The following is a 21029-nucleotide window of genomic DNA, read 5'->3' on the forward strand; positions in this document are numbered from 1 at the left end:
CCGCGGAGCCGACGTCCGGTGGGGGAGCGTCGACGCGTGCTGCGTGCCGTGCACGGGGGGTGCCACCGCATGGGGTGTCGGACAGGCGGTCGTAGGCCGTGGGCGGGGCTTCCGACGGCGTACGCGGGGGTGCTGCTGCTCCTGCTCTGCGTGTGCCTGGCCGGAGCCGGTCCGGTCGGGGTCGCCGGTGGGCAGGAGGGCGGGGAACGCACCGGGAGGCTCGGCGTCGAGATCGGCTGGGACGCGTCACGGCAGGAAGTGGTGATCCGTGAGCGCCGCACGTACACCCTGCCGCCCCGGAGCGAGGCACTGGCCGAGGTGCGGGAGGACGGGGGCGGGTTCTGCGGCGGGTCCACCGTGCTCCATGACGGCAGGGAGCCCAGCCACGACGGCTGGGACAACCCGCCGGACAAGGTGACGCAGAAGTCGGCCGACGGCCCCGCACGGGTGGAGACGGACTTCTCCCTCCATCTGGCCCTGCCCTGGGCCGCCTACCAGTGGGCGACCGCCGGCCCGTGGGAGCCGACGGGTTCATGCCCTTCCACCTCGAGGAGATCTCCAAGGCGCTGAGGTTCGGCCACTGGGCGCTGTACGGCTTCGTCTTCGGCTACTTCTACGCCCTGCTGCGCGGCAGCACACCGATCGCCAAGGAGGCGGCGCTCATGGCGATGGTGCTGCCCGCCGAGATCCTGGCCACGGCCCCTCACCATGGACCCGCAGTACACGCCGGACCCGTCCTGGAAGGACATGGCGGTGGCGTGCGGCGGCCTGGCCGGCCAGACCTTCGTCGTCTGCATGGGACTGGGCCTCGCCTGGGAAGGGTGGCTGGCACGGGCCGCCGCGCTGAAGTGGTCCCAGGTGCGCGACCTCCGCCGGCTGTCCTCCGTCACCGTCCCCCTCGGCACCGTACTCGTCGCCGTCGCCACCGCCTTCGCCACCGTGGTCGCGGGAGCCTGGGTCCAGCAGGAACTCCAGCCGCCGTCGGGCGTCCCGTCCCCGTCGCAGTCCGCGCCGGTACAGCCCGGTCAGCCCGCGCCCTGACTCTCGTCCACGGGTGTCGTCGGGGGTGGGGGTCTCGCCAACTCCCTTGCTGTAGTGGCAGTTGACTCCCTAGCATCGCGTTCACCATCGCGAATCAAATGGTTGTTCGGGCGCGGCGGGGGGCCTGGTGTGACGTTGATGATGACGGTGGCAGCCGTCTGGGGCGTGCTGCAACTGTTCGCCGCTTCCTGGCCGACGCGTTCGGTGCGCCTGTCGACCGTGCTGTTGGCGCTCGTGGTGGGGGTGTACGGGTGCGGTGTGGCGACCGCTCTGGTGCAGCTCGCCTACACCCGCATCTACGCCGACCGGTCGGGGCAGTCGCTGGTCACGGTGGTGAACACCACCGGCTACACGGTGGCTCCCTGGGTGGAGGAGCTGATCAAGGTTTCCCCGCTGCTGCTGGCGGGGTGGAGCCTGCGCATTCGCCGCCAGTGGGGCCTGACCGACTTCGTCGTGCTGGGTGGGGCGCTGGGGGCCGGATTCGGGTTACTGGAGGCGGTGCTCCGGTTCGGTCTGGACGCGGACCGGGCGCTTGTCCGCGGCGAGGGCTGGATCATCCCCGACAGCCTGTCCCCACCCTATGTGCCGGGCGCGGGGCAGGTGTTCACGGCCTGGCTGCCCGCACCGTTCAGTCAACTCGACATGGCCGGACCTCCGGTCACGGAGACCTTCACCCACCTGGTGTGGACGGCCACGGCCGGATTCGGGGTGGGACTGCTGTGGCGCACACGCGGGTGGACGCGCCTGCTGTCGGTGCCGCCCGTCGTGGCCGCCGCCGTCCACCACACGGTGAACAACTACGCGGGGCGGAAACCGGGCAGCCAGGCCACGCAGTGGCTCGAGTCCCTGGACGGGAAGGCGTGGGCGGCGCCCCTCCTGTGCCTGGCCGTCGCCATGGCCGTCGACCTGCGCCGACTCCACCGGGGCAAACGCACCGTGCCGGGCGTACTGCTCGCTTCCGAACGCGCCGACGGCGACAGCCTGGCAGCCCTGCTGCGCTACGCGGCCCGGCGTCCGCCATGGAGCCTGCTGATCGTGCTGCGCTACGTCGGACTGCGGCGATCCCTGCTGTACGCAGCCACGTCGGCACCGCCCGACGACACCGAAGAACTCCGGCGCGTGGTCGCCGGGATCACCGCGCGGATGGACGCGTCGGATAACCAACGCGCCTGGCGGACGGCCGACATCCGCGCCTGGCGGAAGGCGGCCCGAAAGGCCCGCCGCACCCGGGAGCGGTGGCTCCTGCTCATCCCGTGCGTCCTCGTGCTGCCGTCACTGCTGTTCCTGGGCGTGGGCTCGTTCCCCTCCACGGCCGGCCTCCAGGAGTCCTTCACCACCGGTGCGGGGCCGAAGATCCTGATGGGCTTCGGCATCGCGGCCCTCGCCTGGGTCGCCTACCGACTCACGATCCTGCTGCGGACCTGGCGGCCCGTGTCCGCCCAGCCCGTAGGGGAGCTTCTGGCCGTCCACCGCTTCCGCCTCGGAACCGCGCTGGGCGCGGCCACCACGGGGACGCTCCTGCTGTGGCGCGGGTTCGGGGAAGCGGGGCCCGACGGCAGAGCGATCCGGACACTGCATCTGCTCGACGCCCTGAACACCTTCCTGGTCCACCTCGGCTTCGCCCTCCTCCTGCTCTCCCTGCTCGCCCTGTTCCCTCCCGGAGGACTCGCGCTCGCGGGAGGCGGAATGGCCGGCGCCCTCACCGCCGAAGCCGCCCTCAGCGCCGGCGTCCTCGGTACGGCCGGAATCGTCCTCATGGGGCTGGGCTCCTCGCCCGGCTCTGCCTCCGGCGGGGACTACAACGCGTGGCCAAGGAGCAAACGCAAGGGGCGCACCAAGCCCGAGCATCGTGCGGATGTCCGCGGTGATGAGGGCAAGAGCCTTGGAGGCAAGAGCAAGGCCCATACCATCGACAAGCATGTCGACAAGACCGTCGACGGCATGCGCAGGCGTCTGCGTGAGGACCCAGGACTTGCCGCGGACTCACGCTACGTCGACGTAGATGCGGCACAACGCTTCACCGACAGGACGCTTGCCCTCGGAAAGAACCAGCGGAAGATCTCGACCTGGCTCTCCAAGGGCGCGAAGGGGCCATTGAGACTGGAAGCAAGGTTCGACGAAAGCACGGGACTTCACCTCACGCGTTACGACTTCACTCATGGACAGCCGACGCAATGGGTGAGAGGGGTTCGTGTCATTCTCAAGGCCGATCCGTCGGCGCCGTCCGGATACCGCGTCCTCACCTCGTTCCCACAGCCCTGACACGCACGCTTGGAGCACCTCATGAGCCAGGAACTTCCGCCAGGGCACCGATTCCATGAACTCGGCAACCTGCTCGCGGCCTACACGTACACCGGCTTCACGTTCTCCGACACCACGGAAACCCCGGGCCCCGGCCTGGCCTCCTACCTCAGGATCGCCGCAAGGGGCCCTGAGCGCGCCGCAGTTGCGATCCGGCAAATCGACGACCTGCTCGCCGTCGGACTCTCCTCCGAAGAGATCGCGGATGACGTGGAATGCCTCCCTCACATCCGCCCCCCGATGGGGACAAGCGTGGAGGACTGCCTGCGCCTCGCAAGGGACCACCTTCACCGGTTCCTGCAGGACCCGTCACAGGTTCCCCCGGCGAACCCGCAGACCCCTTGGGAATGGAACGAGCGATTCCCGGGCCTGAGCCAGTTGCTCGGCGCCTACTTCCACCGGGATTTCTCCTACATCTACGGTTCTCGCGACGAGGCTCTCGACGAGTACGTCAGCGAAACCGAACCGGAGGACCGTGCACAGACAGTTCGGGAGATCGGTGAACTCCTGGCCATGGTGTCCTCGGATCAGGAACTCCACACCGCGGCCGCGGCATTGGGGCTCGACCTTCTGCCGCCGCGAGGGATGTCACTCCGGCAATGGCTGGAGTCGCTCCCCCAGAGGATCGCCGCGGCGTAGCGATGGGCGTACACCGGAGTGCCACGAAGGGTACGGACCGCACAACAGAATGCGCCGGACCGCAGAGGGCAGACAGATCCACCGGATGATGATCACCCGGTGGACCAGCTGATCCCGGATGCCGGGAAGAATCCTTCACCCCCGAAACCCCATGAGCCCGTTGGTGTCCGTATCCGGTCGGTCCCCCGCGCCCGGAGGCCGCGTCACCCCGGCCGCCGGACGGCCCGCGACGTAATGATCCGTCCTGCTGGAACCCTCCCCAACCGGTTGAGGCGGACGTACGCTGACCTGGGGGTTCCGCTGCGATCACCGAGGTCGGCCAGGCGCGGCGGAACGACGAGGGGTAGCGATAGGGCCGGGCGGTATCCGTCCGTACGAACCGGGGAACGCGCGACGTCTCCCGTTGCCGTGCGGGTCGTGCCACCCGGCCGGGGGAGGGCCATGAACCGCTGGGTCGGCATCGTGTCGCTGCGGGAGACCGCGGCTGCGACGCCCGTGCACAGGATCGCGCTCGCCATCGAGGCCGCACGCGCAAGGACGTCATACAACCTGGGTGGACGGAAGGTCTCGTACGAGCGGATGCGCCGGGCGCTGCGCAGGGTCGGCCAGACGTACGTGGCACGCTCGGAGTGGGACAGGTGGTCGTACTGCGTCGACCTGGCCGGTGACTTCTTCGACGGCCGCGCACCCGCGGTCGAGCTGCCCCGCTGGCTCACCGGTGACCTGCGGGCCGTATTCGACGGGGAGGCCGGTCCGGCCGGCAGACGGACCCGGCAGCACAAGCCGCAGACCGCCGCTCGGCACCGACCTGCTCGCCACAGGCGACCTCGACGCCTTCCGCGCCCGGGCGGAACGCGGACAGCCCCTCCTCGGTCCGGACGCGGCACCGCTGCCCGACACGCTGCACGAGCTGTACCGCCAGGTCGTCCACGACATTCGGCTCGGCCCCCGCTCCCTGGTGAGCCGGATGGCGGTGGACGAAGGAACCGACCACGCGAGCACGGTCCGCCGAAACGCGGCCGAGGCGGTGCGGCGGGCGGCCCGGACCGGCCCGTGGGGTGTCTCGGCCCGCGACATCGTGCAGGACTGGTGGCGCGAGCAGGCGTCGCGGACCGGCGTCACGGTCCGCGACGACATGCGCCAAAAGATCTTCCTGCCGTTCCCGTCCCAGCTTGCGGCGCTGCACGAGACGCTGACCTGGTGCGGCGAGGCCGCCGAGGCGGCGGGCACCTCCGTCGACGTCGAACTGACCGTCCAGGACGGCACCCTGCACGCCTGGATCGGTCTGCATGAGGTCGATGTACGAGCGGCATGCGACGCCCTCGCCCGGCTGCTGTCCCGCAGCCTGCCCTGCACCGACTGCCTCGTCGGCGACGACCACGTACTGCTGCGCCTGCACAGCCGGCCCGGGACGCAGACGCCGTCCCCGCTGGTGGCCGCCGGCCTGGACGCCTACCTGTCCGATCACCCCACGATGAAGGAGCCGACCCCCTGTGGCACCCCGTAAGTCATTCCGTAGCGCTCCCGACCACGGCGACTGGGCGGTTCCCTACCAGCCTGCCGATGTGGCCGACCTCGACCCGGCGACCGCCGACCGGCGCGGCGGGATCCCGAAGCCTCCGATGGCGGACGCCGTTCACCGGGTCGTCGACGTCGAAGGACCGATCCACCGGCAGGTCCTCCTACGGCACTTGGGCGAGCTGCTGTACAAGCCACGGCCGTCAACGATCAAAGCATCCGTGAACGCGGCGGCGGATCGACTGCGAGACGACGGCCGGATAGCCGAGACAGGAGACTTCCTGGACATGGCAGGCCGGCCGTGCGCACAGGCCCGATGGCCACTGCCGGGCCTCACCCCGCGACCGGTCGAGCACGTGGCACCGGCCGAACGCCAACGCGCCCTGCTGGGCCTCATCGAAGACAGGCCACGCGACCTCGGCGCGGAGCAAGCCGTCGGCGAAGCCCTCATGTTCTTCGGTTGGTCCGCACGGACCGGAGCGGCACGCGCCAAGCTCATGGCGGACTTGTACCGCCTCCGCGACACCGGCACCCTCACCGGCTGGCCGGACAAGCTGGAACCGTGCGAAGGAAGGTGAACGTCACCCGCGGCCCGGGCGCAGATGTCTGCACGTTGACAAGAACTGACGCGTGATTCAGCATCCAAGCTGGTCAGGTGGTTGCTTCGACACCATCCGTGCTCGATGGGGACTTGTGACCGCAGGGCGGTGGCGGCCTTTGAGGGCAGACGGCAGGTCTTCGTACGTGATCACCAGTGGCATGTGGGGGGTGTCATGAGCAGGGGTGTGAACGGTCGGCTCGGTAAAGCGCCGGTGGTGGCGGGGAACAAGCGGAGTAAAGCTACGAAGCAGCTCGCCCAGCAGCAGGAGGATCTTCGACGCCGACGCGCACAGCAGGAACTGGAGTTCGCCCGTGACGCCGAGCGTCGGCGCGACGGGCTGGGCGCAGCCCCGGCCAGGACGGAGAAACCGGCAAGTCCGTCCAAGCCCGAACCTGTGAAACCACCGCGGAGGAAGAGGAAGAAGGCCTCGGCCACCAGCCTCAAGTCGCTCCCCGCCACCCGCCCCGCCCCTATTGCGGACAGGGGAGTGGAGCGAAGGAACACACCGCCCAAGGTCGCGCCCGCCTACATGAGACTGACTCCGGAGGAGAAGCAGCGCGAGCGGCGCGTTCTGCTGGCCCGGGAGAAGAGGGAAGCGGAGCGGATACGGGCGAAGAAGAAGGCGCAGCTGGAAAGGAAGCGCGCGGAGGCCGACCGTCGGGCAAAGACGAGCGGAACGGGATCGAAAAGAACCAGGCCCGGTCCAGTCCGGTAGCCGGTGGAGCGCCCATCGGACACATGCCAGTGTCGCCTTCCGAGCCTTGAACGCAGGTTGCCTACATCCCCCGCTCGTGCTCACGAACGTAGGTGTAGCCGCGGGGCAGCTCGTGAGGCCCGGCCAGGCCGGCTCTCCTGTGGTCCTCCCGGTAGGCGGCTTCCGCTTCAGGGCTCGCTGCTTTGCCGAGGTGGCCTATGCGCATCAGGTGCCCCGAGACGCGATGGGCGCTCGTGCCGTACGCAGCGCCGGTTGCCCCATCCCGAAGATCCTCGCGGTCCGCCACCCGTAGCATCGGGGCGTAGCAGAGCAGCGGAACCGGTGTCTCTCCGGTCCGTGCGGGATAGTGCAGCACGGCTGCCCCGTTGACGCTGCCCTGCTCCCACGTGAGGACCCCGCGCGCGAGCAACCGTTCGATCGCCCCACGGATCTTCTTCGTCGGAGGTTGTTCCGTCGGCGCACGCTCGATGGTGTTGCGGACCAACGCCTCCTGCGGGAGCAGGGCCCGGCCCTTCTCGTCGAGGTACCCGAGCTCACGCAGTGCGTTCAGCACGAGTTCCTCCACCCGGTCCACGCGGGCGTCGAACGCCGCGAGTTCACGGGTCATGATCCTCGGGTCGTAGTCGTAGTGGACCACGGTGCCGCCGAAGACAACGGGCTTGTCCAGCGGGGTGAAGGCCAAACGGAGTTTCCCCCACGTCTCCCACCGCACCGACACACGCGTTCCGGGGAGGACGAAAGACTGCCACGTCACTCCTGTCAGCAGCGGCTCAGCGCCCTCCACCCGGAGCCTGGCCCCCTCCTGCTCGTCCAGGACCCCAATGCGGCGACGCCCTCGCAGAAAGGTGAGGTCCAGCGGCTCATGAGGGGAAGCCCGGTCGGCCATCTCGGCCGGCACGGGGCACGTGCCGTGCAGGAGGTGCTCGGCACGCACATGGAACTTCCACTCGACGGTGCGCCCGGTGTTGATCACCGAGTAGGGCAGCCCACTGGCACGTTCCTCTACGACGACCCGCGCGAGACCCTCGGCCTGAAGGAACGACGCTCGAGTATCCGCGACCGTCGACGGAGACGTAGAGGCCGCCGACGGTCCACCGGTGTCTTTCCGCGTTTGCAGATCGCTCTCCGCAGCCGAGGCACCCATGCGTCCGTAACAGCCGTTGCACAGGAGGGAGACACCGCAGACGGCGACAAGGCGTGCGGTCTTTTCCGAGGTGCACTGCGAGCAGATGAAGATTGCGACCGACTCCAGCCGAACGAGCTGCATGCCGTCACGAGGCGGGCGGGTCTTGATGATCCTCTTGCCGAGAAGCTCTTCACCGACGTTCATGTCCGCCCATCCCCTGGAGGCCCTGCCGTCCCGATTCTCCCTCAGTCGCGGCAGGGCTTGAAGACGAGTACGGCTCAGGCCTGCGGATACGCCGGCACGATGTGCTCGACCAGGCGCCACATTCCGGTCGACGGGTTCCTCTTGTGCTCCTCACCCGGCTTCGCCAGCTCCCGTGCCCGTTCCACTGCCTGCGGCCAGGCCTGCCGGTAGAGATCGAAGGCGAACCGGTCCGCAGCCTTGCTGTAACCGTGGTGGTGGGGGACGAGATGCCGCTCGGCCTGCCGGAAGCCGTCGACGGGGGCGCGGTGGTCGCGGAAGTGGAGCAGCAGCCACAACTCGAAGCACGGGTTCGACAGGGCGACGTCGATGCCCTCGCTGCGGGCCAGCCGCAGCGCCTCGTCGAGATGCGCGAAGTCATCCACGTCCAGGACGCACCAGGTGTGCGAATAGTGGTCGCCCGCACGCCTGCGCTCACCCGCCGCGTGCCGGACCACGGACACCGGATCCTGCGGACAGACCTTGACCCGGACATCCACGGCACGATTGTCGACCACTCTCAAAAGACCTTTGAGATATGCCGGTTCGGTGTTCCTCGCCCCGCACACCACCAGGATCGTCGGTAACGAATCCCGATACGCGGGCCTGCGGCGCAGCGTGGACTCACGCCTCGGAGCCCTCCGGCCGTCCCGCTTCGGATCCCTCGCCACCCGTTTCCCCCCGCCCGGCGATCGCCAGCGTGAACGTGTCGTCGACCATGGGCACCGCGCCGTAGCTCCCGCTCAGATAGCGCCGCTCCCGGTTCTCGTCCTGGCGCGGCCGGAAGTCGGACAGCGGATACAGCGAGCTCTCTCCGAACTCGTTCTTCGTCACGAACCAGATCTGGTCCCGCTTCAGAATGTCCTCCCCGGCCCTACGGCCCAGCAGGCTCACGTCATGACTGGTGAACAGCAATTGAGCGCCCCTCGGGTTGCGCTCCGGGTCCTGGAAGAGACCGACCAGGAACGCGCTGAGCCGCGGGTGCAGGCTGCTGCCCAGCTCGTCCACCACCAGGGTGCCGCCGCGACGGGCCACCCCCTCCAGCGTGAACGCGTACTCCACCAGTGCCTGCGTACCGGCGGACTCCGCGTCCAGCGGCACCTCGAACGGACCGTTCCTACCGGTGTGCCTCAACAGCAGTTCGTGGCGTGTCCGTCGGTGGGGCCTCGGCATGTCGAAGAGCGTGTCCTTTTCGGCACCCCGGGGGACGGACCGCGACGAGTACAGCTCCTCCTCGACCGTCTCCACGCGGAAATCCTCGATCCCGAGGTCCGCGACGCGCAGCAGGTCCCGTAGATGGGCGGGCTCTCCCTGTCGGTCCAGCCGACGTGCGAGGTTTCTGAGCATCAGCGCGCGGTGCGTCGGCCCATTCGTCAAGGAGCCGCCAAACACCAGGTCGCTCCGGAACCACCGGTATACCGGGTAGACGACGTCCGTGACCCTCTTCGATCGGGCGGCCATCGAAAGGAACAGCGCGTTGGGAGCCGTCACGTCGGCGACCGTGTGGAGTTCCTTGGGACGGTCCTGCGTGCTGCCGACACGGAAGTCGTCCCCGGTCCGCTCGAATACCACCCGCCTGCGCCCCTCCGGGTAGGCGTACAGCCACTCGCCGACGACACACTCGTCGTCCACCTCGAAGCCGTATACGTACCTGACCCCGCGCACCAGGAGGTCGGCGATATACCAGGACGAGTCCGTCTCCCGGACGTCCGACAGGAACGGCTGCCGGCTCACGCCCTCGCCGGCCTCTGCCAGGAGATGCGAGCGGTTCACCATCTCCGCCATGTAGCGCAGCGCGTCGACGATGTTCGACTTGCCGGCCGCATTCGAGCCGAAGACCCCCGCGACCGGTACTGCCTCCCATGCGGTACCCGGCGGTCGGTCCCCCTCGTACACCGGTTGAAGCTGCCACTCCAGCTCCTCGCGGATCGAGCGGTGATTGGCCACCCTGAAGTTCAGAAGCATGAGCACCTCCTCCCACAGGCTAGTTTCACCGCGTTTCGTGCAAGTGAATCGCCGGTGCAGGGGCTTGGCAAGCCAAACTGGGCATTCAGCTATCAGAACAAGCCATACGGGTTCCCGGGCCAGCCTCCTACCCCGGACACCATGTCACCTCTGCCGGTCGGACGGCCCGGGAACAGAGCGGTCCCCGACTGACCGGACAAGCTGGAACCCACGGACTGAACAGGCCCGAGTCCGGAGCCGTGCGTCGCGCCCCGCCCGGCGGCCCTCAGGAAAGGATTCGGGACGGAAACGACCGTCGCGCTATCAACGGCAACTGTCCGCTCGGCCCCGAGATCCGAAGCTGCCTGCCCTGTGGTGCCGAGACCTTGACGGTCGAGGCGGCGGCAGTGGTGAGGGGGAGGAGCTGTGCGAGCTCGTCCCTCGCGATTCCTGTGACCACTTCTTCGCCGCAGACCAGGACAGCGAAGACCAGAGGTGCTGGTTCGGATCTGATTCTGTTCTTGTCCTCACCGGAGAAGGTGAAGAAATAGTCTCCTGGACCCGTGCCGGTGTTGTACTTGATGAACAAGTGTCGGTCATGGTTCACGACATAGTGCCCGTACTTCACGCTGGCACGGTTGAGTGCCGTGAACATCTCCGAGTCGGCGATGGCCACCAGCGCCGCACCGTGCATGAAGTCCTTGTTGTCGATCACTGTTGTCCCCCTCTGTACAACGCTGAACCGCTACCCCACTACCGAGCATCGTGTTGACAGGCAATCCTCGTCAGGTCCGTGCCGGTGCGCCCCGGAGGCCCTTCACGAAGAGGCTGTCCAGCACCTCCCACTCGCTGGCCCGGTCCACCACCTCCACGGTGCGGCCGTCCAGCACGGGTGTGGCACGCGGGTCCTCCACCGGCAGCAGCAGCCACAGACCGTGCGGGACGTCGGCCGGCCGCCTGGCCGCCTGCTGGAGAGAGGCCAGGAGTTCACGGCCGCCCGCCTCCCAGTAACGGGCGATCAGACCGGCCTCGTGGGCGAGCAGGACCGTGCGCGGACCCGAGCGCTCCGCGAGATCCACCACCCGCTGCCGGACCCGCTCGGCCGCCGACCGCGTGTACGAGGCGAGCGCCGCACCCAGCACGCCGGTCACCGTGAACCTGGCGTCCGCCTTCAAGAGGGCCTGCCAGCGTACGGACTGCTCCTCGGCCAGCTCCTTGAGCGCGTCCAGGAACAGGGTGTTCAACGGGACACCGGTCACCTCGAACCGCTCCGCCAGTGCCCGCGCGGTCCCCGGCAGCTCGGCGCCCTTCAATGTCAGGGCCACGAAACCGCCCCGGCGACGGGCCTCACCCAGTCGCGCGGACAGCACCTCACGCGGATCCCTGCCCTCGGCGATCCGGCCCTGCGCGGCGGCGTAGAGCGAACCGGTACTCGTCAGGACCGAGGCGGACAGCCCCATCCGGCTGCCCGGACCCTGCTGCTCCTTGGGGAAGAAACGGCGCCGCTCCTGGTCGTGCACCAGAGGGAACCCCGACTCCGTCAGAGCCTCCGCCAGCTCCACGTACGTCGTCTCGTCCAGCACCGTGAGACCGGGGAACCGCGCGCGGACCCGGGAGAGCAGATCCGCGGTGGTGATACCGGTCTCGGGGCGGACCCCCGCCGGCGCCTGCGAGATGCGCAGAGCGCGGGCCAGACCGAGGGAGAGCGGGAACAGCTCCAGCCGGGGAGAGAAGGCCACACCTCCCGCCAACGACGCGGCCAGCTCCACCAGCCGGGTGTCGGCCAGCGGCGCCATGCCCTCCGGCGCCGGTACGGAACGCAGCTCCCTCAGCACGGTCGCGCGGCCGGGCAACGGCTCGCGCCCTGCCAGGTCGGCGGCCTGCTCGCCCAGCAGGGCCGCGTAGTCGGCGAGTTCGGCGGGCGTCGGATCGTCGGCGCCCGGTTGGTCCTCCAGCGCGATGACGACCCGGCCGCCCCGGCGCTGCACGGCGAACCGGGCCGGGGGCTCGGCCCCCTCGGCGGACTCGGCGGGCCCGGTACCGGGCGGCTCCTCGTCCCGCTTGCGGATCTCCGCCTCGACCGCGGCCCGCACCACGGCCAGCGCCCTGGCCTGCGCCTCGGCCGGATCACCCGTGCCCGCGCCGTGCCGGACCCGCAGCTCCGACGCCAACTCCTCGGCCGTGCACACCCGGTCCCGGTCGGTCAGGATCGCCACCAGCTCGTCCCGCACCCTGACCAGCCACGGAAGCCCGGCCCACGCCGCGACCGCCGCCTGCTGGTTCTGCGAAACGGTCGGCTGGCTGATGCCCAGGGCCTTCGCGATCAGGCTCTGCGCCGGCCACGGCTCCACCGCCTCCCCGGCCTCCAGCACCCCCGGAAGCTGCAAGGTGGCCCGCACCACGTCCGGACGGGGACGTGTGCGGCGCTTGCCCGCCGGAGGAGTGAGGCGCGCGGCCAGCGTGTCGACCGACTCCAGCACCTCCTCCCGCGCGTCGGGCCGGATCTCCGCGGGCTTCTTCGCGGCGGGTCGCCGGCGCAGCGCCTGCGTCCACTGGCGGTGGCGGCGGTTCAGCTCCTTGCGGATCGCGTTGCCGGCCCCGCGGGCCCGGGAGATGTAGTGCGGCGGGATGTCCAGGAGCTGCTCGACGGTGTGCGCCTTGAGCCCCTCGGCGACCGACACCGCCCGGGGGGACAGGCCCGCCGCCGCCAGCGGCGTCCCCAGCCCGGCCGCCTCGGCCGCCTGCTCGCGGGCGTCCTCCAGGTCCTGCGCACCGATACCGACCGTGGCCGGAGTCGTCGCGGGAGGCGCCGCGTCCGCCCTGCGGAAAACCTGCCGCCACGCCTCCTGCACCTGCCGCAGACTGTCGTACCGCTGCTCCACGTCCCGGTGCAGCGCCCGCTCGAAGAACCCCCTCAGCCCCTCGCTCAGGGCCTGCGGGAACAACTCGGCCGACACATGCAGCTCCGCGTCCGCGACCAGCCGCGGATCCCCCTGCCCGTCCCCCCACACGGGCCGCTCCCCGGAGGCCATCTCGTGCAGGGTGACCGCGGCGGCGTACCACTCGGCGTGATCGTCGTAACGCGAACGGCCCGCCTCGCCGAGGAACGGATCGAGATACCCGCGCGTGCCCGCGTGCACGTCCTGGTCCGGGGCGTCGGCCAGCGAGAAGTCGAACAGCATCAACTGCCAGGAACCGTCACTGCGCTTGAACAGACCCAGGTTGTCCGGCTTGACGTCCCGGTGCCGCACCCCGCGCGCGGCGAGGGCGTCGAGAGCGTCGAACAGGTCGTTGCCGAACCGCTCCAGCTGGTCGTACCCCAGCGGGCCCTGGTCACGGAGCCGCGAACCGAGACTCACCGGCTCCCGGTCGTCCCCGCCGCGGAAACCGCCCGCGTACTCGATCTCCAGGACCGTGTGACCGGCCAGCTCACGGGGCTCGGCGAGCAGCTTCACGATGCGCCCGCCGCCCACCTCCTTCAGCGCCTTCGCCTCCGCGTGCAGGCGGGCTTCCTTCTCCTGGTCCAGGGCCACCTTGAACACGCGGAGGGAGTCCTCGCCGTCCTCGGCGGAGATACGGCGGACCAGCAGCGCGCGAGCCGTGGCACCGGTACCGAGCACCCGCACCACCGTCCAGGTGCCGTCCAGCGGCTGCCCCGGCTGCACCGTGAGGGGCTCTACGGCCGGGCCGCCCGCGGACTGCGGCGCCGCCGCGTCCGCCTCGGCCGCCGCCAGCAGCTCCAGGAACTCGTCGACCGACGCCGGACGGTCCCGCACATCGGCGGCCGTGGCCCGGAAGACGAGAGTGCCGAGAGCGGCTGACACGGAATCGGAGACGGCGTACGGATGCAGGCCCTTGTCGCTCTGCAACCGCTCCAGCATGGCGCTGCGCCGGTCCGCCGGGGAACGTCCCGTGAGCAGCAGATAACTGAGCGAACCGAGACCGAAGACGTCCAGGTCGACCGGATCGGCGAACTCCTGGTCCGTCTCCGGCGCCAGATAGACCTGCGCGGTGTCCGCGATCAGCCCTCCGTCCAGCGGAGTGTCACCGAGCGAGCGGTGCATCGTCGTCTCGAAGTCGCGCGCCGCCGTCTGCCAGTCGGCGATCCGCAGGACGGGCTCACCGCCGTCCTCACGCGCCGAGACGTACACCGACCGGGCGGACAGCGCCCGGTGGTACAGGGAACGGTTGTGCGCGTAGCGCACCGCCTCGGCGAGCTGACGCACCAGATCGAGACGTTGAGCAGGGGCGAGCCGGCCGCCGTACGCATCGAGGTAGGCGTCCAGCCGGAGATCCGACTCGCGGTGCCGGAAGAGGATCGCCGGACCGCCCTGGTGCTCACGGATCTGCGCCGCCTGCACGATGCCCCGGTGGTTGATGCCCTGCAGCACCTGGTACTCGCGGCGGGCCGCACGGTCCACCTTCGCGCGCTGCTCGTCGGACGCGGCGGCACCGGACAGGTATATACGGACACGGCCGCTCTCCTGGACCAGTCCGTCGTCGCGCACCGCCAGCCGGTCCTCCCAGCCGGGGCCCGCGTCGAGCGCCCGGGGCTCGAGCTTCCAGTCGTCCCCGAACCGCAGGTGCGCGGTGGAGTGGCTGATGCCGATCTTCTGCATCAGCCGTTCCAGGCGCTCGCTGATCACCGGAGTGACACGCCAGCTCTCCCGCTCCGGCGGCCGGCCCAGCAGGTCGTCCCAGATCCTCGGCAGACCGCTCGCGCCGTCGTTGCGGCCGAAGACGGACGTGCGCTGGAACTCGTCCAGCGCGCTCACCAGACCGGGGTCGTGGAGGAAGACGGCCGGCTTGATGAACGGGACGTCCCGGGGAGACAGCCCGAGCGTCCGGGCGGCGCGCTCCAGCTGCCCCTTCAGCTCCTTGGCCTTCAGATCGGTCAGATGGAGGGGGTTGCGCAGGGTGCGGACCCGGTCGCCGTGGAACTGCCAGGTGTCACCGTGGTTCACGACCCGGCCGGGATGCCCCTTCAGCTCCAGCAGGTACAGACCGCCGGGCACGGCGATCAGCACATCGCACTCGTTGGTCCTGCCGGACGCCGCGGTGAACTGGAACGTCGCCCACGCCCGGTACGGCTCGGTCCGCGGCATCAGACCGCGAACGTGATCCAGCCCTTCCTGCTCCCACCGGAAGCCCGACCGCCGCGGCTGGAACCAGCGCTCACGAGGAGCGGGAGCAACCGGTTTCGGGACAGCGGACACCGAGCACCTCCGGGAGACGGCGGCGGAAACGGTGACCGCCACGCCGCGGCGTGGCGGTCACCCCCTGAAGACACGCCCGGAATCCTAGTCGCCGCCTCCGACAGCGGAGGTGCCGTCGCCCCGCCCAGCGGACCGGCGCCGCTTTCGGGCGCGGCTGGGGACTCCGTGACTCCGGAGTCCCCAGCCCTGCCTGCTCCACCTCCGGCCCCGGCCCGTCGCACTGCCACCAGCCCGGACCACGGCGGCCCGGTCCGGTCACGGCGGGTCGGTCGCGACGGTCCGCTACTGCGGGCCGTACTTGCGGCCCGTCCGCGAGGAGAAGCCGCCCAGGACACCGCGCGGCACCAGTTTCGCCACGCCCATCAGCGCCTTGTAACGCGGGTCCGGGATCGACACCGTCCTGCCGCGGGCCAGGTCGGCGAGGGCGGCCTCGGCCACCTTGTCCGCGTCCAGCCACATCCAGTTCGGGATGTTGTCCGTACCCATCCCCGCACGCTCATGGAACTCGGTGCGTACGAACCCGGGGCACAGCGCCATCAGGCGGACGCCGTTGCCCGCCAGGTCCTGCGCCGCGCCCTGGGTGAACTGCACGACCCACGCCTTGGACGCCCCGTAGGTCCCGCGCGGCACGAACGCCGCGGTCGAGGCGACGTTCACCACACCCCCGCGCCCGCGCTCCCGCATCGCCTCCACCGCAGCCGTCGTCAGCCGGAGCACCGCCTCGCAGTGCACCTTGAGCATCCTCAGCTCGTCCGCCACGGAGACCTCGAGGTACCGGCCCTTGTTGCCGAAACCCGCGTTGTTGACCAGCAGGTCGACGGGGTTCCTGCGATCGCCCAACCGCTCGGCCACCGCCTCGATGCCCTTGTCCTCGGACAGGTCGGCCGACAACACCTCCGCCTCGATACCGTGACGGTCGTGAAGCTCGGTCGCCTGCTCCCGGAGCCTGCCGAGGTCGCGGGCCACCAGCACCAGGTCGTGCCCGTCGGCCGCCAGCCGCCGCGCGAACGCGGCACCGATCCCGGCTGTCGAACCCGTAATCAGAGCGGTTGTCATGGCCCAAGACTAGTTACCCGGAGTCCGGTCGTCCGGTCGGCACCGCCGCCCCGGCCGGTGCACTGAAGCCCGGCCGGATCAGTCACCCCCATGTCCGCCCCTCCACCCGCCCCCGCCTTCCTGCCCGGCGGCCGGTGCCCGGCGGCCGGGCAGGGCGGCCGGTGCGCGGTGGCTGTACGTCAGGAGCCCCGCTCCGCCACGTACTTCTTCCCGGACTGCTCCTCGTTGCCCTCCCCGTGCTTCTCCTTGTACTTCCGTGCCCTCGCCAGTGCCTCCGGGTGGAGAGCGTCGCCCGCCGCCAGCAGCAGCGGCAGCAGAGTCTGCTCGGTCGTCGCCGCCCGGAACTGCAGAGCGACCGTCACCTCGTGATCCGGCCGGTGCACGATCCGTATCGCGTCGCCCGTCCGGATCTCACCGGGCCGGATCACTCGCAGGTACGCGCCCGGTGCGCCGCGCCGCGTGAACCGCTTCACCCAGCCCCTCTCACCCAGATGGCCCTGGAAGGTGCGGCAGGGAATGCGACCGGAGGTGACCTCCAGCACCACCTCGGATCCGATGGCCCACCGCTCGCCGATCCGGGCGCCGGACAGGTCGATCCCCTCCGTGGTGAGGTTCTCGCCGAACGAGCCGTTCGGCAGCGTGCGCCCCAGCACGCCTTCCCATTCGTCGAGGTCCTCGCGGGCCATCGCGTACACCGCTTGGTCATCGCCCCCGTGGTGCCGCGTCTCGCACACCGAGTCCCCGGCCAGTCCGCTCGCGCCGAACCCCTTCGGCCCCGGCGCCGCCACTCGCACCGGCGTGTCCACCGGCTGCTTGTCGATACCGGTCACGCCCTGGGGGTGGTCCGTGTACGGCACGGCCTTGGGGCGACCCAGATTCACAGACAGAAGCTTCATGAGGGCGCACCGTAGGCGATGCCGAATCAAAGCGTCGAATGGATATTCAGTGTCCTGTCAAAGGACGGCTTATCCTTGGGGTGTGATCGAAGCCCGTCATCTCCGCGTGCTGCGCGCCGTGGCCACCACCGGTTCGTTCTCCGCGGCGGCCAGGGAACTGGGCTGCACCCAGCCCGCCGTCAGCCAGCAGATGAAGGCGCTGGAGGCGTCCGTCGGCACGCCGCTGCTGGTCCGCACCGGACGGGAGATGCGCATGACGCAGGCCGGGGACGCGCTGGTGCGTCATGCCGCCGGCGTCCTCGCCGGGCTGACGGCCGCCGAGGAGGAGGTCGCCGCCATCGCCGGGCTGAGGGCGGGGCGGGTACGGCTCGTGTCCTTTCCCAGCGGCAGCTCGACGCTCGTCCCGACGGCCCTCGCCGCACTCCGCGACGCCCACCCGGGCACCCGTGTCTCCCTGGAGGAGGCCGAGCCGCCCCGGTCCGTCGAGATGCTGCGCGGGGGTGACTGCGACGTGGCCCTCGCCTTCCGCTACGAAGGGGCGTCGGGCGCCGAGGAGTGGGACGACCTCGTGGTGCGGCCACTGCTCACGGACCGGCTCGTGGGACTCGTGCCCGAGCGGCACCCGCTGGCGCACGCGGAGTCCCTGTCCATAGGGGAACTCGCCGAGGAGCCGTGGATCGCCGGCTGTCCGCGCTGCCGGGGGCAACTGGTCGAGGTGTGCGAGTCGGCCGGTTTCACTCCGCGCATCGACTTCGCGACCGACGACTACCCCGCGGTCGCGGGGCTGGTGGGTGCGGGGCTCGGGGTGGCCGTCCTGCCCCAGCTGGCAGTCGACTCCGTACGGCCCAGGGGTGTACGTACCGTCACCCTGGAGCCCGCTGTGCGGCGGGAGATCGTCGCCCTGACTCTCCCCGACCTGGCCCAGGTGCCCGCGGTCGGCGCGACGCTCGACCAGCTGTCGCGCGCTGGCGGCCGCTAGCCGGGACCACCCGGCACTCGCGGGCGGCCGACACCCTGCCGTCCCGTCCTGTTCCGCCCCGTTCCGCCCGGTTCCGCCCTGGAACCTCCTGCGAGGAACGAGAAAAACGAAGGGCACGTGCGCGTGCCCCATCTGAAGAAACGTTCCTTCAGGTGTTCGAAGCGACGTGCTCGCCGGTCGTCGCGACCGACGCGGGGACCGGCGTCGACACCGCCGGTGCTGCGGGCGAACCCGGTGCCGCCGGCGAGGTCGACACAAGTCGGTGGCGCGCCCGGCCCATCAGTTCTTCGCGCTCGTCCTCGGTCAGTCCGCCCCACACGCCGTACGGCTCGCGTACGGCCAGCGCGTGGGCGGCGCACTCGGCGCGTACCGGGCACCTCATGCAGACCTCTTTGGCCGAGTGCTCACGGGCGCTTCGTGCCGCACCCCGCTCGCCCTCGGGGTGGAAGAAGAGCGAGCTGTCCACCCCGCGGCACGCGGCCAGGAGCTGCCAGTCCCACAGGTCCGCGTTCGGTCCTGGAAGGCGGGAGAAATCTGCCATTGCGTGACCCCTTGTAGCCGTTCTGGGCGGATCCGGTGTCCACGACCGTACAACTACGATCAAAGGAGATGAAAATATGACTCATTGCGAATCTAGTCTCAGACACCAGTGAATGGGAAGAAAAGGGTCCGAACGGGGCACGGGTTGTGATGAAAGTTCGAGGGTGCGCCGCGCGTGTCTGCACCGTGTCCGCCCCCTCACGTAGAGTGCCGAAGTCGGCAGGCGGCCCCGTAACTCTTTCGGGTGACCGTCGTTGAGAGTGCGAGGCGGTTGAAGGAACAAGCGCTCGGGCGGGTGTCCGAAGCGGTCGACCGCACAGGTGACGATTTCGTACCAGCCTGGAGGCTCAAGGTGACGCGCATCAGCTGCGGAGGGCGGTCATGACTTCCGTCCTCGTCTGCGACGACTCCCCGCTTGCCCGAGAGGCGCTTCGCCGCGCGGTCGCGACCGTGCCCGGCGTCGAGCGCGTGACGACGGCTGCCAACGGTGAGGAAGTGCTCCGCCGCTGGGGAGCCGACCGCTCGGACCTGATTCTGATGGACGTGCGCATGCCCGGACTGGGTGGTGTCGAGACCGTCCGGCGGCTGCTGTCCGCCGACCCCGGCGCACGGATCATCATGCTCACCGTCGCCGAGGACCTCGACGGCGTGGCACTCGCGGTGGCCGCCGGCGCCCGCGGCTATCTGCACAAGGACGCCTCCCGCGCGGAGCTGCGTGCGACGGTCACGCAGGCTCTCGCCGACCCGACCTGGCGGCTCGCCCCGCGGCGGCTGCGTTCGGCGGAGATGGGCGCCGCGCCCACGCTCACCGCGCGTGAGATCCAGGTCCTCGAAGGCATGAGCCACGGCCGCTCCAACGCCGAGATCGGCCGAGAGCTGTTCCTCTCCGAGGACACCGTCAAGACACACGCCCGGCGGCTCTTCAAGAAGCTCGGCGCGTCGGACCGGGCTCACGCGGTGGCGCTCGGATTCCGGTGGGGCCTGGTGCGCTAGGACCTGTCCTTCGGATCGGCCCGGGCCGGGTTGGCTTCGGTGTACGGCATCGAGCGGTGGCCGGCGGGTGGGGGCATGCGGGAGCGCCCGCCGCCCGAACCGCAGCCGCCCGGACCGCGCGGGTGTGGGCCGCTCTCGCGTGGGAGCGCGCCGGACACGGGCGGCGCCCCTGGTGCGGGCTGCCGTCCCCCCGCGGGTCGCGGCCGCTGCTCCCGCAGGACGCGTACCGCGCTGGGCGGTCCCGGACCGATCCGGACGACAGGGCCTGTGGGCGTCCCGCGCACTTCGTCCGCGGAGGCGTGAAACGCCTGGTCCACCAGGGTGCCGAAGCCGGTTGCCGAGTGCCCTGTGCCTGTTTCGCCGCGGATGACGCATCCTTGAGGTGTGGAGTTCCTCGGGGACAAGTCGGTCGAGCGGAAGGGGAGGGCGCAGGCGATGAGTTCCGGCGCACCTGCTCATAACGCTTCGGTGCACAACAATGGGCGGGGTGCCGTGGAGCCGACGCCCGCAAGGCACCATGGACCGATGCGCGACGACGAGGCGGGCACGGTTCACGGGGCGATCGGTGCGCTCGTCCACCGCGCCGTCGACGGAGACGAGCAGGCCACGCACGATCTGCTCGCCCACGTCCACCCCCTGGCGCTGCGGTACTGCCGCACCAGGCTGTCCCGGCTCCCGGGCGACGCCCGGCACTTCGTCGAGGACCTCGCCCAGGAGGTCTGTGTGGCGGTGCTCCTCGCGCTGCCCCGCTACAGGGACACCGGCCGTCCGTTCGAGGCCTTCGTCTTCGCCATCGCCGCACACAAGGTCGCCGACCTGCAGCGGGCCGCCATGCGTCACCCCGGTCTGACGGCCGTGCCCTCCGACGAGATGCCCGAGCGTCCCGACGACTCCCTCGGCCCGGAGGAGCGCGCTCTGCTCAGCAGCGACGCCGAGTGGGCCAAGAAACTGATGGCCAACCTGCCCGAGAACCAGCGCGAGCTGCTTCTGCTGCGGATCGCCGTGGGCCTCACGGCGGAGGAGACCGGCCAGATGTTGGGAATGTCACCCGGTGCCGTCCGGGTCGCCCAGCACCGGGCCCTGAGCCGGCTGCGCGCGCTGGCGGAGCAGTAACCGCCGTCGCCGAAACCGACCGCCGCTCGGCCGCCCCTTGGGCGCCGAACGGGCTCGCGGCCGATTCCGTACAAACGTACAAAAGGCGGAGCCTCGCGGAACCATGGAATG

At 70.3% G+C, this 21029-nt stretch carries 18 protein-coding genes; 10 read left to right on the top strand and 8 right to left on the bottom strand.

All coding sequences use genetic code 11. The features are described from left to right. The first annotated feature begins 69 nt into the window (after positions 1–69). The 7 genes from ACWZEH_RS21155 to ACWZEH_RS21185 all read left to right on the top strand — a co-directional run bounded on the left by ACWZEH_RS21155 (position 70) and on the right by ACWZEH_RS21185 (position 6815). A complete protein-coding gene (locus ACWZEH_RS21155) occupies positions 70–570 on the top strand; it encodes a hypothetical protein (RefSeq protein WP_456192683.1) in 501 nt (166 codons plus the stop codon). A gap of 138 nt (positions 571–708) precedes the next feature. Beyond that, the gene (locus ACWZEH_RS21160) at positions 709–1041 is read left to right on the top strand and encodes a hypothetical protein (RefSeq protein WP_456192684.1); all 333 of its coding nucleotides are present in this window, start codon (positions 709–711) and stop codon (positions 1039–1041) included. A gap of 138 nt (positions 1042–1179) precedes the next feature. Continuing rightward, complete coding sequence (locus ACWZEH_RS21165; protein WP_456199744.1) at positions 1180–3303, top strand: RNase A-like domain-containing protein; 2124 nt, start codon at positions 1180–1182, stop codon at positions 3301–3303. 21 nt (positions 3304–3324) lie between these two features. Then, a complete protein-coding gene (locus ACWZEH_RS21170; RefSeq protein WP_456192685.1) occupies positions 3325–3981 on the top strand; it encodes a contact-dependent growth inhibition system immunity protein in 657 nt (218 codons plus the stop codon). A gap of 718 nt (positions 3982–4699) precedes the next feature. Continuing rightward, positions 4700–5488 (top strand): hypothetical protein, encoded by a 789-nt coding sequence (locus ACWZEH_RS21175; RefSeq protein WP_456192686.1) that lies wholly within the window; start codon positions 4700–4702, stop codon positions 5486–5488. Beyond that, positions 5475–6077, top strand: coding sequence for a hypothetical protein (locus ACWZEH_RS21180; RefSeq protein ID WP_456192687.1), 603 nt, complete (start codon positions 5475–5477; stop codon positions 6075–6077). The genes ACWZEH_RS21175 and ACWZEH_RS21180 overlap by 14 nt, the downstream gene beginning before the upstream one ends. A gap of 195 nt (positions 6078–6272) precedes the next feature. After that, positions 6273–6815: a hypothetical protein gene (locus ACWZEH_RS21185; RefSeq protein ID WP_456192688.1), complete on the top strand. Its 543-nt coding sequence runs from the start codon at positions 6273–6275 to the stop codon at positions 6813–6815. Between the two features lie 61 nt (positions 6816–6876). On the opposite strand, the gene ACWZEH_RS21190 is transcribed toward ACWZEH_RS21185, so the two are convergent. The 7 genes from ACWZEH_RS21190 to ACWZEH_RS21220 all read right to left on the bottom strand — a co-directional run bounded on the left by ACWZEH_RS21190 (position 6877) and on the right by ACWZEH_RS21220 (position 17293). Beyond that, the gene (locus tag ACWZEH_RS21190; protein WP_456192689.1) at positions 6877–8145 is read right to left on the bottom strand and encodes a hypothetical protein; all 1269 of its coding nucleotides are present in this window, start codon (positions 8143–8145) and stop codon (positions 6877–6879) included. A gap of 74 nt (positions 8146–8219) precedes the next feature. Next, the gene (locus ACWZEH_RS21195) at positions 8220–8852 is read right to left on the bottom strand and encodes an RloB family protein (protein WP_456192690.1); all 633 of its coding nucleotides are present in this window, start codon (positions 8850–8852) and stop codon (positions 8220–8222) included. After that, positions 8806–10146 (bottom strand): AAA family ATPase, encoded by a 1341-nt coding sequence (locus ACWZEH_RS21200; RefSeq protein WP_456192691.1) that lies wholly within the window; start codon positions 10144–10146, stop codon positions 8806–8808. The genes ACWZEH_RS21195 and ACWZEH_RS21200 overlap by 47 nt, the downstream gene beginning before the upstream one ends. A 265-nt stretch (positions 10147–10411) precedes the next feature. Beyond that, positions 10412–10840, bottom strand: a complete 429-nt coding sequence (locus ACWZEH_RS21205; RefSeq protein ID WP_456192692.1) for a hypothetical protein — start codon at positions 10838–10840, stop codon at positions 10412–10414. Positions 10841–10910: 70 nt separating this feature from the next. Then, positions 10911–15383, bottom strand: a complete 4473-nt coding sequence (gene pglW / locus ACWZEH_RS21210) for a BREX system serine/threonine kinase PglW (protein WP_456192693.1) — start codon at positions 15381–15383, stop codon at positions 10911–10913. A 240-nt stretch (positions 15384–15623) separates the two neighbouring features. Continuing rightward, on the bottom strand, positions 15624–16397 hold the full coding sequence (locus ACWZEH_RS21215; protein WP_456192694.1) for an SDR family NAD(P)-dependent oxidoreductase: 774 nt from the start codon (positions 16395–16397) through the stop codon (positions 15624–15626). A gap of 179 nt (positions 16398–16576) precedes the next feature. Further along, positions 16577–17293, bottom strand: a complete 717-nt coding sequence (locus ACWZEH_RS21220) for an MOSC domain-containing protein (protein WP_456192695.1) — start codon at positions 17291–17293, stop codon at positions 16577–16579. 82 nt (positions 17294–17375) lie between these two features. On the opposite strand from ACWZEH_RS21220, the gene ACWZEH_RS21225 reads away from it, so the two are divergent. After that, positions 17376–18272, top strand: a complete 897-nt coding sequence (locus ACWZEH_RS21225) for a LysR family transcriptional regulator (protein ID WP_456192696.1) — start codon at positions 17376–17378, stop codon at positions 18270–18272. 148 nt (positions 18273–18420) lie between these two features. Here ACWZEH_RS21225 and ACWZEH_RS21230 read toward each other — a convergent pair whose 3' ends face one another. Further along, positions 18421–18813: a WhiB family transcriptional regulator gene (locus tag ACWZEH_RS21230; protein WP_456192697.1), complete on the bottom strand. Its 393-nt coding sequence runs from the start codon at positions 18811–18813 to the stop codon at positions 18421–18423. A 380-nt stretch (positions 18814–19193) separates the two neighbouring features. Here ACWZEH_RS21230 and ACWZEH_RS21235 point away from each other — a divergent pair, with 380 nt between their 5' ends. After that, positions 19194–19805 (top strand): response regulator transcription factor, encoded by a 612-nt coding sequence (locus ACWZEH_RS21235; protein WP_003948568.1) that lies wholly within the window; start codon positions 19194–19196, stop codon positions 19803–19805. Between the two features lie 525 nt (positions 19806–20330). After that, the gene (locus ACWZEH_RS21240) at positions 20331–20918 is read left to right on the top strand and encodes a sigma-70 family RNA polymerase sigma factor (protein ID WP_456192698.1); all 588 of its coding nucleotides are present in this window, start codon (positions 20331–20333) and stop codon (positions 20916–20918) included. Positions 20919–21029 lie beyond the last annotated feature (111 nt).

The sequence above is a fragment of the Streptomyces yamdrokensis genome (assembly GCF_053890455.1).

Bases quoted from the DNA above. Each gene is read 5' to 3' on its own strand.
- ACWZEH_RS21170 (WP_456192685.1), top strand. From the start codon at position 3,325: ATGAGCCAGGAACTTCCGCCAGGGCACCGATTCCATGAACTCGGCAAC.
- ACWZEH_RS21200 (WP_456192691.1), bottom strand. From the start codon at position 10,146: ATGCTTCTGAACTTCAGGGTGGCCAATCACCGCTCGATCCGCGAGGAG.
- ACWZEH_RS21220 (WP_456192695.1), bottom strand. From the start codon at position 17,293: ATGAAGCTTCTGTCTGTGAATCTGGGTCGCCCCAAGGCCGTGCCGTAC.
- ACWZEH_RS21185 (WP_456192688.1), top strand. From the start codon at position 6,273: ATGAGCAGGGGTGTGAACGGTCGGCTCGGTAAAGCGCCGGTGGTGGCG.
- ACWZEH_RS21215 (WP_456192694.1), bottom strand. From the start codon at position 16,397: ATGACAACCGCTCTGATTACGGGTTCGACAGCCGGGATCGGTGCCGCG.
- ACWZEH_RS21165 (WP_456199744.1), top strand. From the start codon at position 1,180: ATGATGACGGTGGCAGCCGTCTGGGGCGTGCTGCAACTGTTCGCCGCT.
- ACWZEH_RS21235 (WP_003948568.1), top strand. From the start codon at position 19,194: ATGACTTCCGTCCTCGTCTGCGACGACTCCCCGCTTGCCCGAGAGGCG.
- ACWZEH_RS21155 (WP_456192683.1), top strand. From the start codon at position 70: ATGGGGTGTCGGACAGGCGGTCGTAGGCCGTGGGCGGGGCTTCCGACG.
- ACWZEH_RS21160 (WP_456192684.1), top strand. From the start codon at position 709: ATGGACCCGCAGTACACGCCGGACCCGTCCTGGAAGGACATGGCGGTG.
- ACWZEH_RS21240 (WP_456192698.1), top strand. From the start codon at position 20,331: ATGCGCGACGACGAGGCGGGCACGGTTCACGGGGCGATCGGTGCGCTC.
- ACWZEH_RS21230 (WP_456192697.1), bottom strand. From the start codon at position 18,813: ATGGCAGATTTCTCCCGCCTTCCAGGACCGAACGCGGACCTGTGGGAC.
- ACWZEH_RS21190 (WP_456192689.1), bottom strand. From the start codon at position 8,145: ATGAACGTCGGTGAAGAGCTTCTCGGCAAGAGGATCATCAAGACCCGC.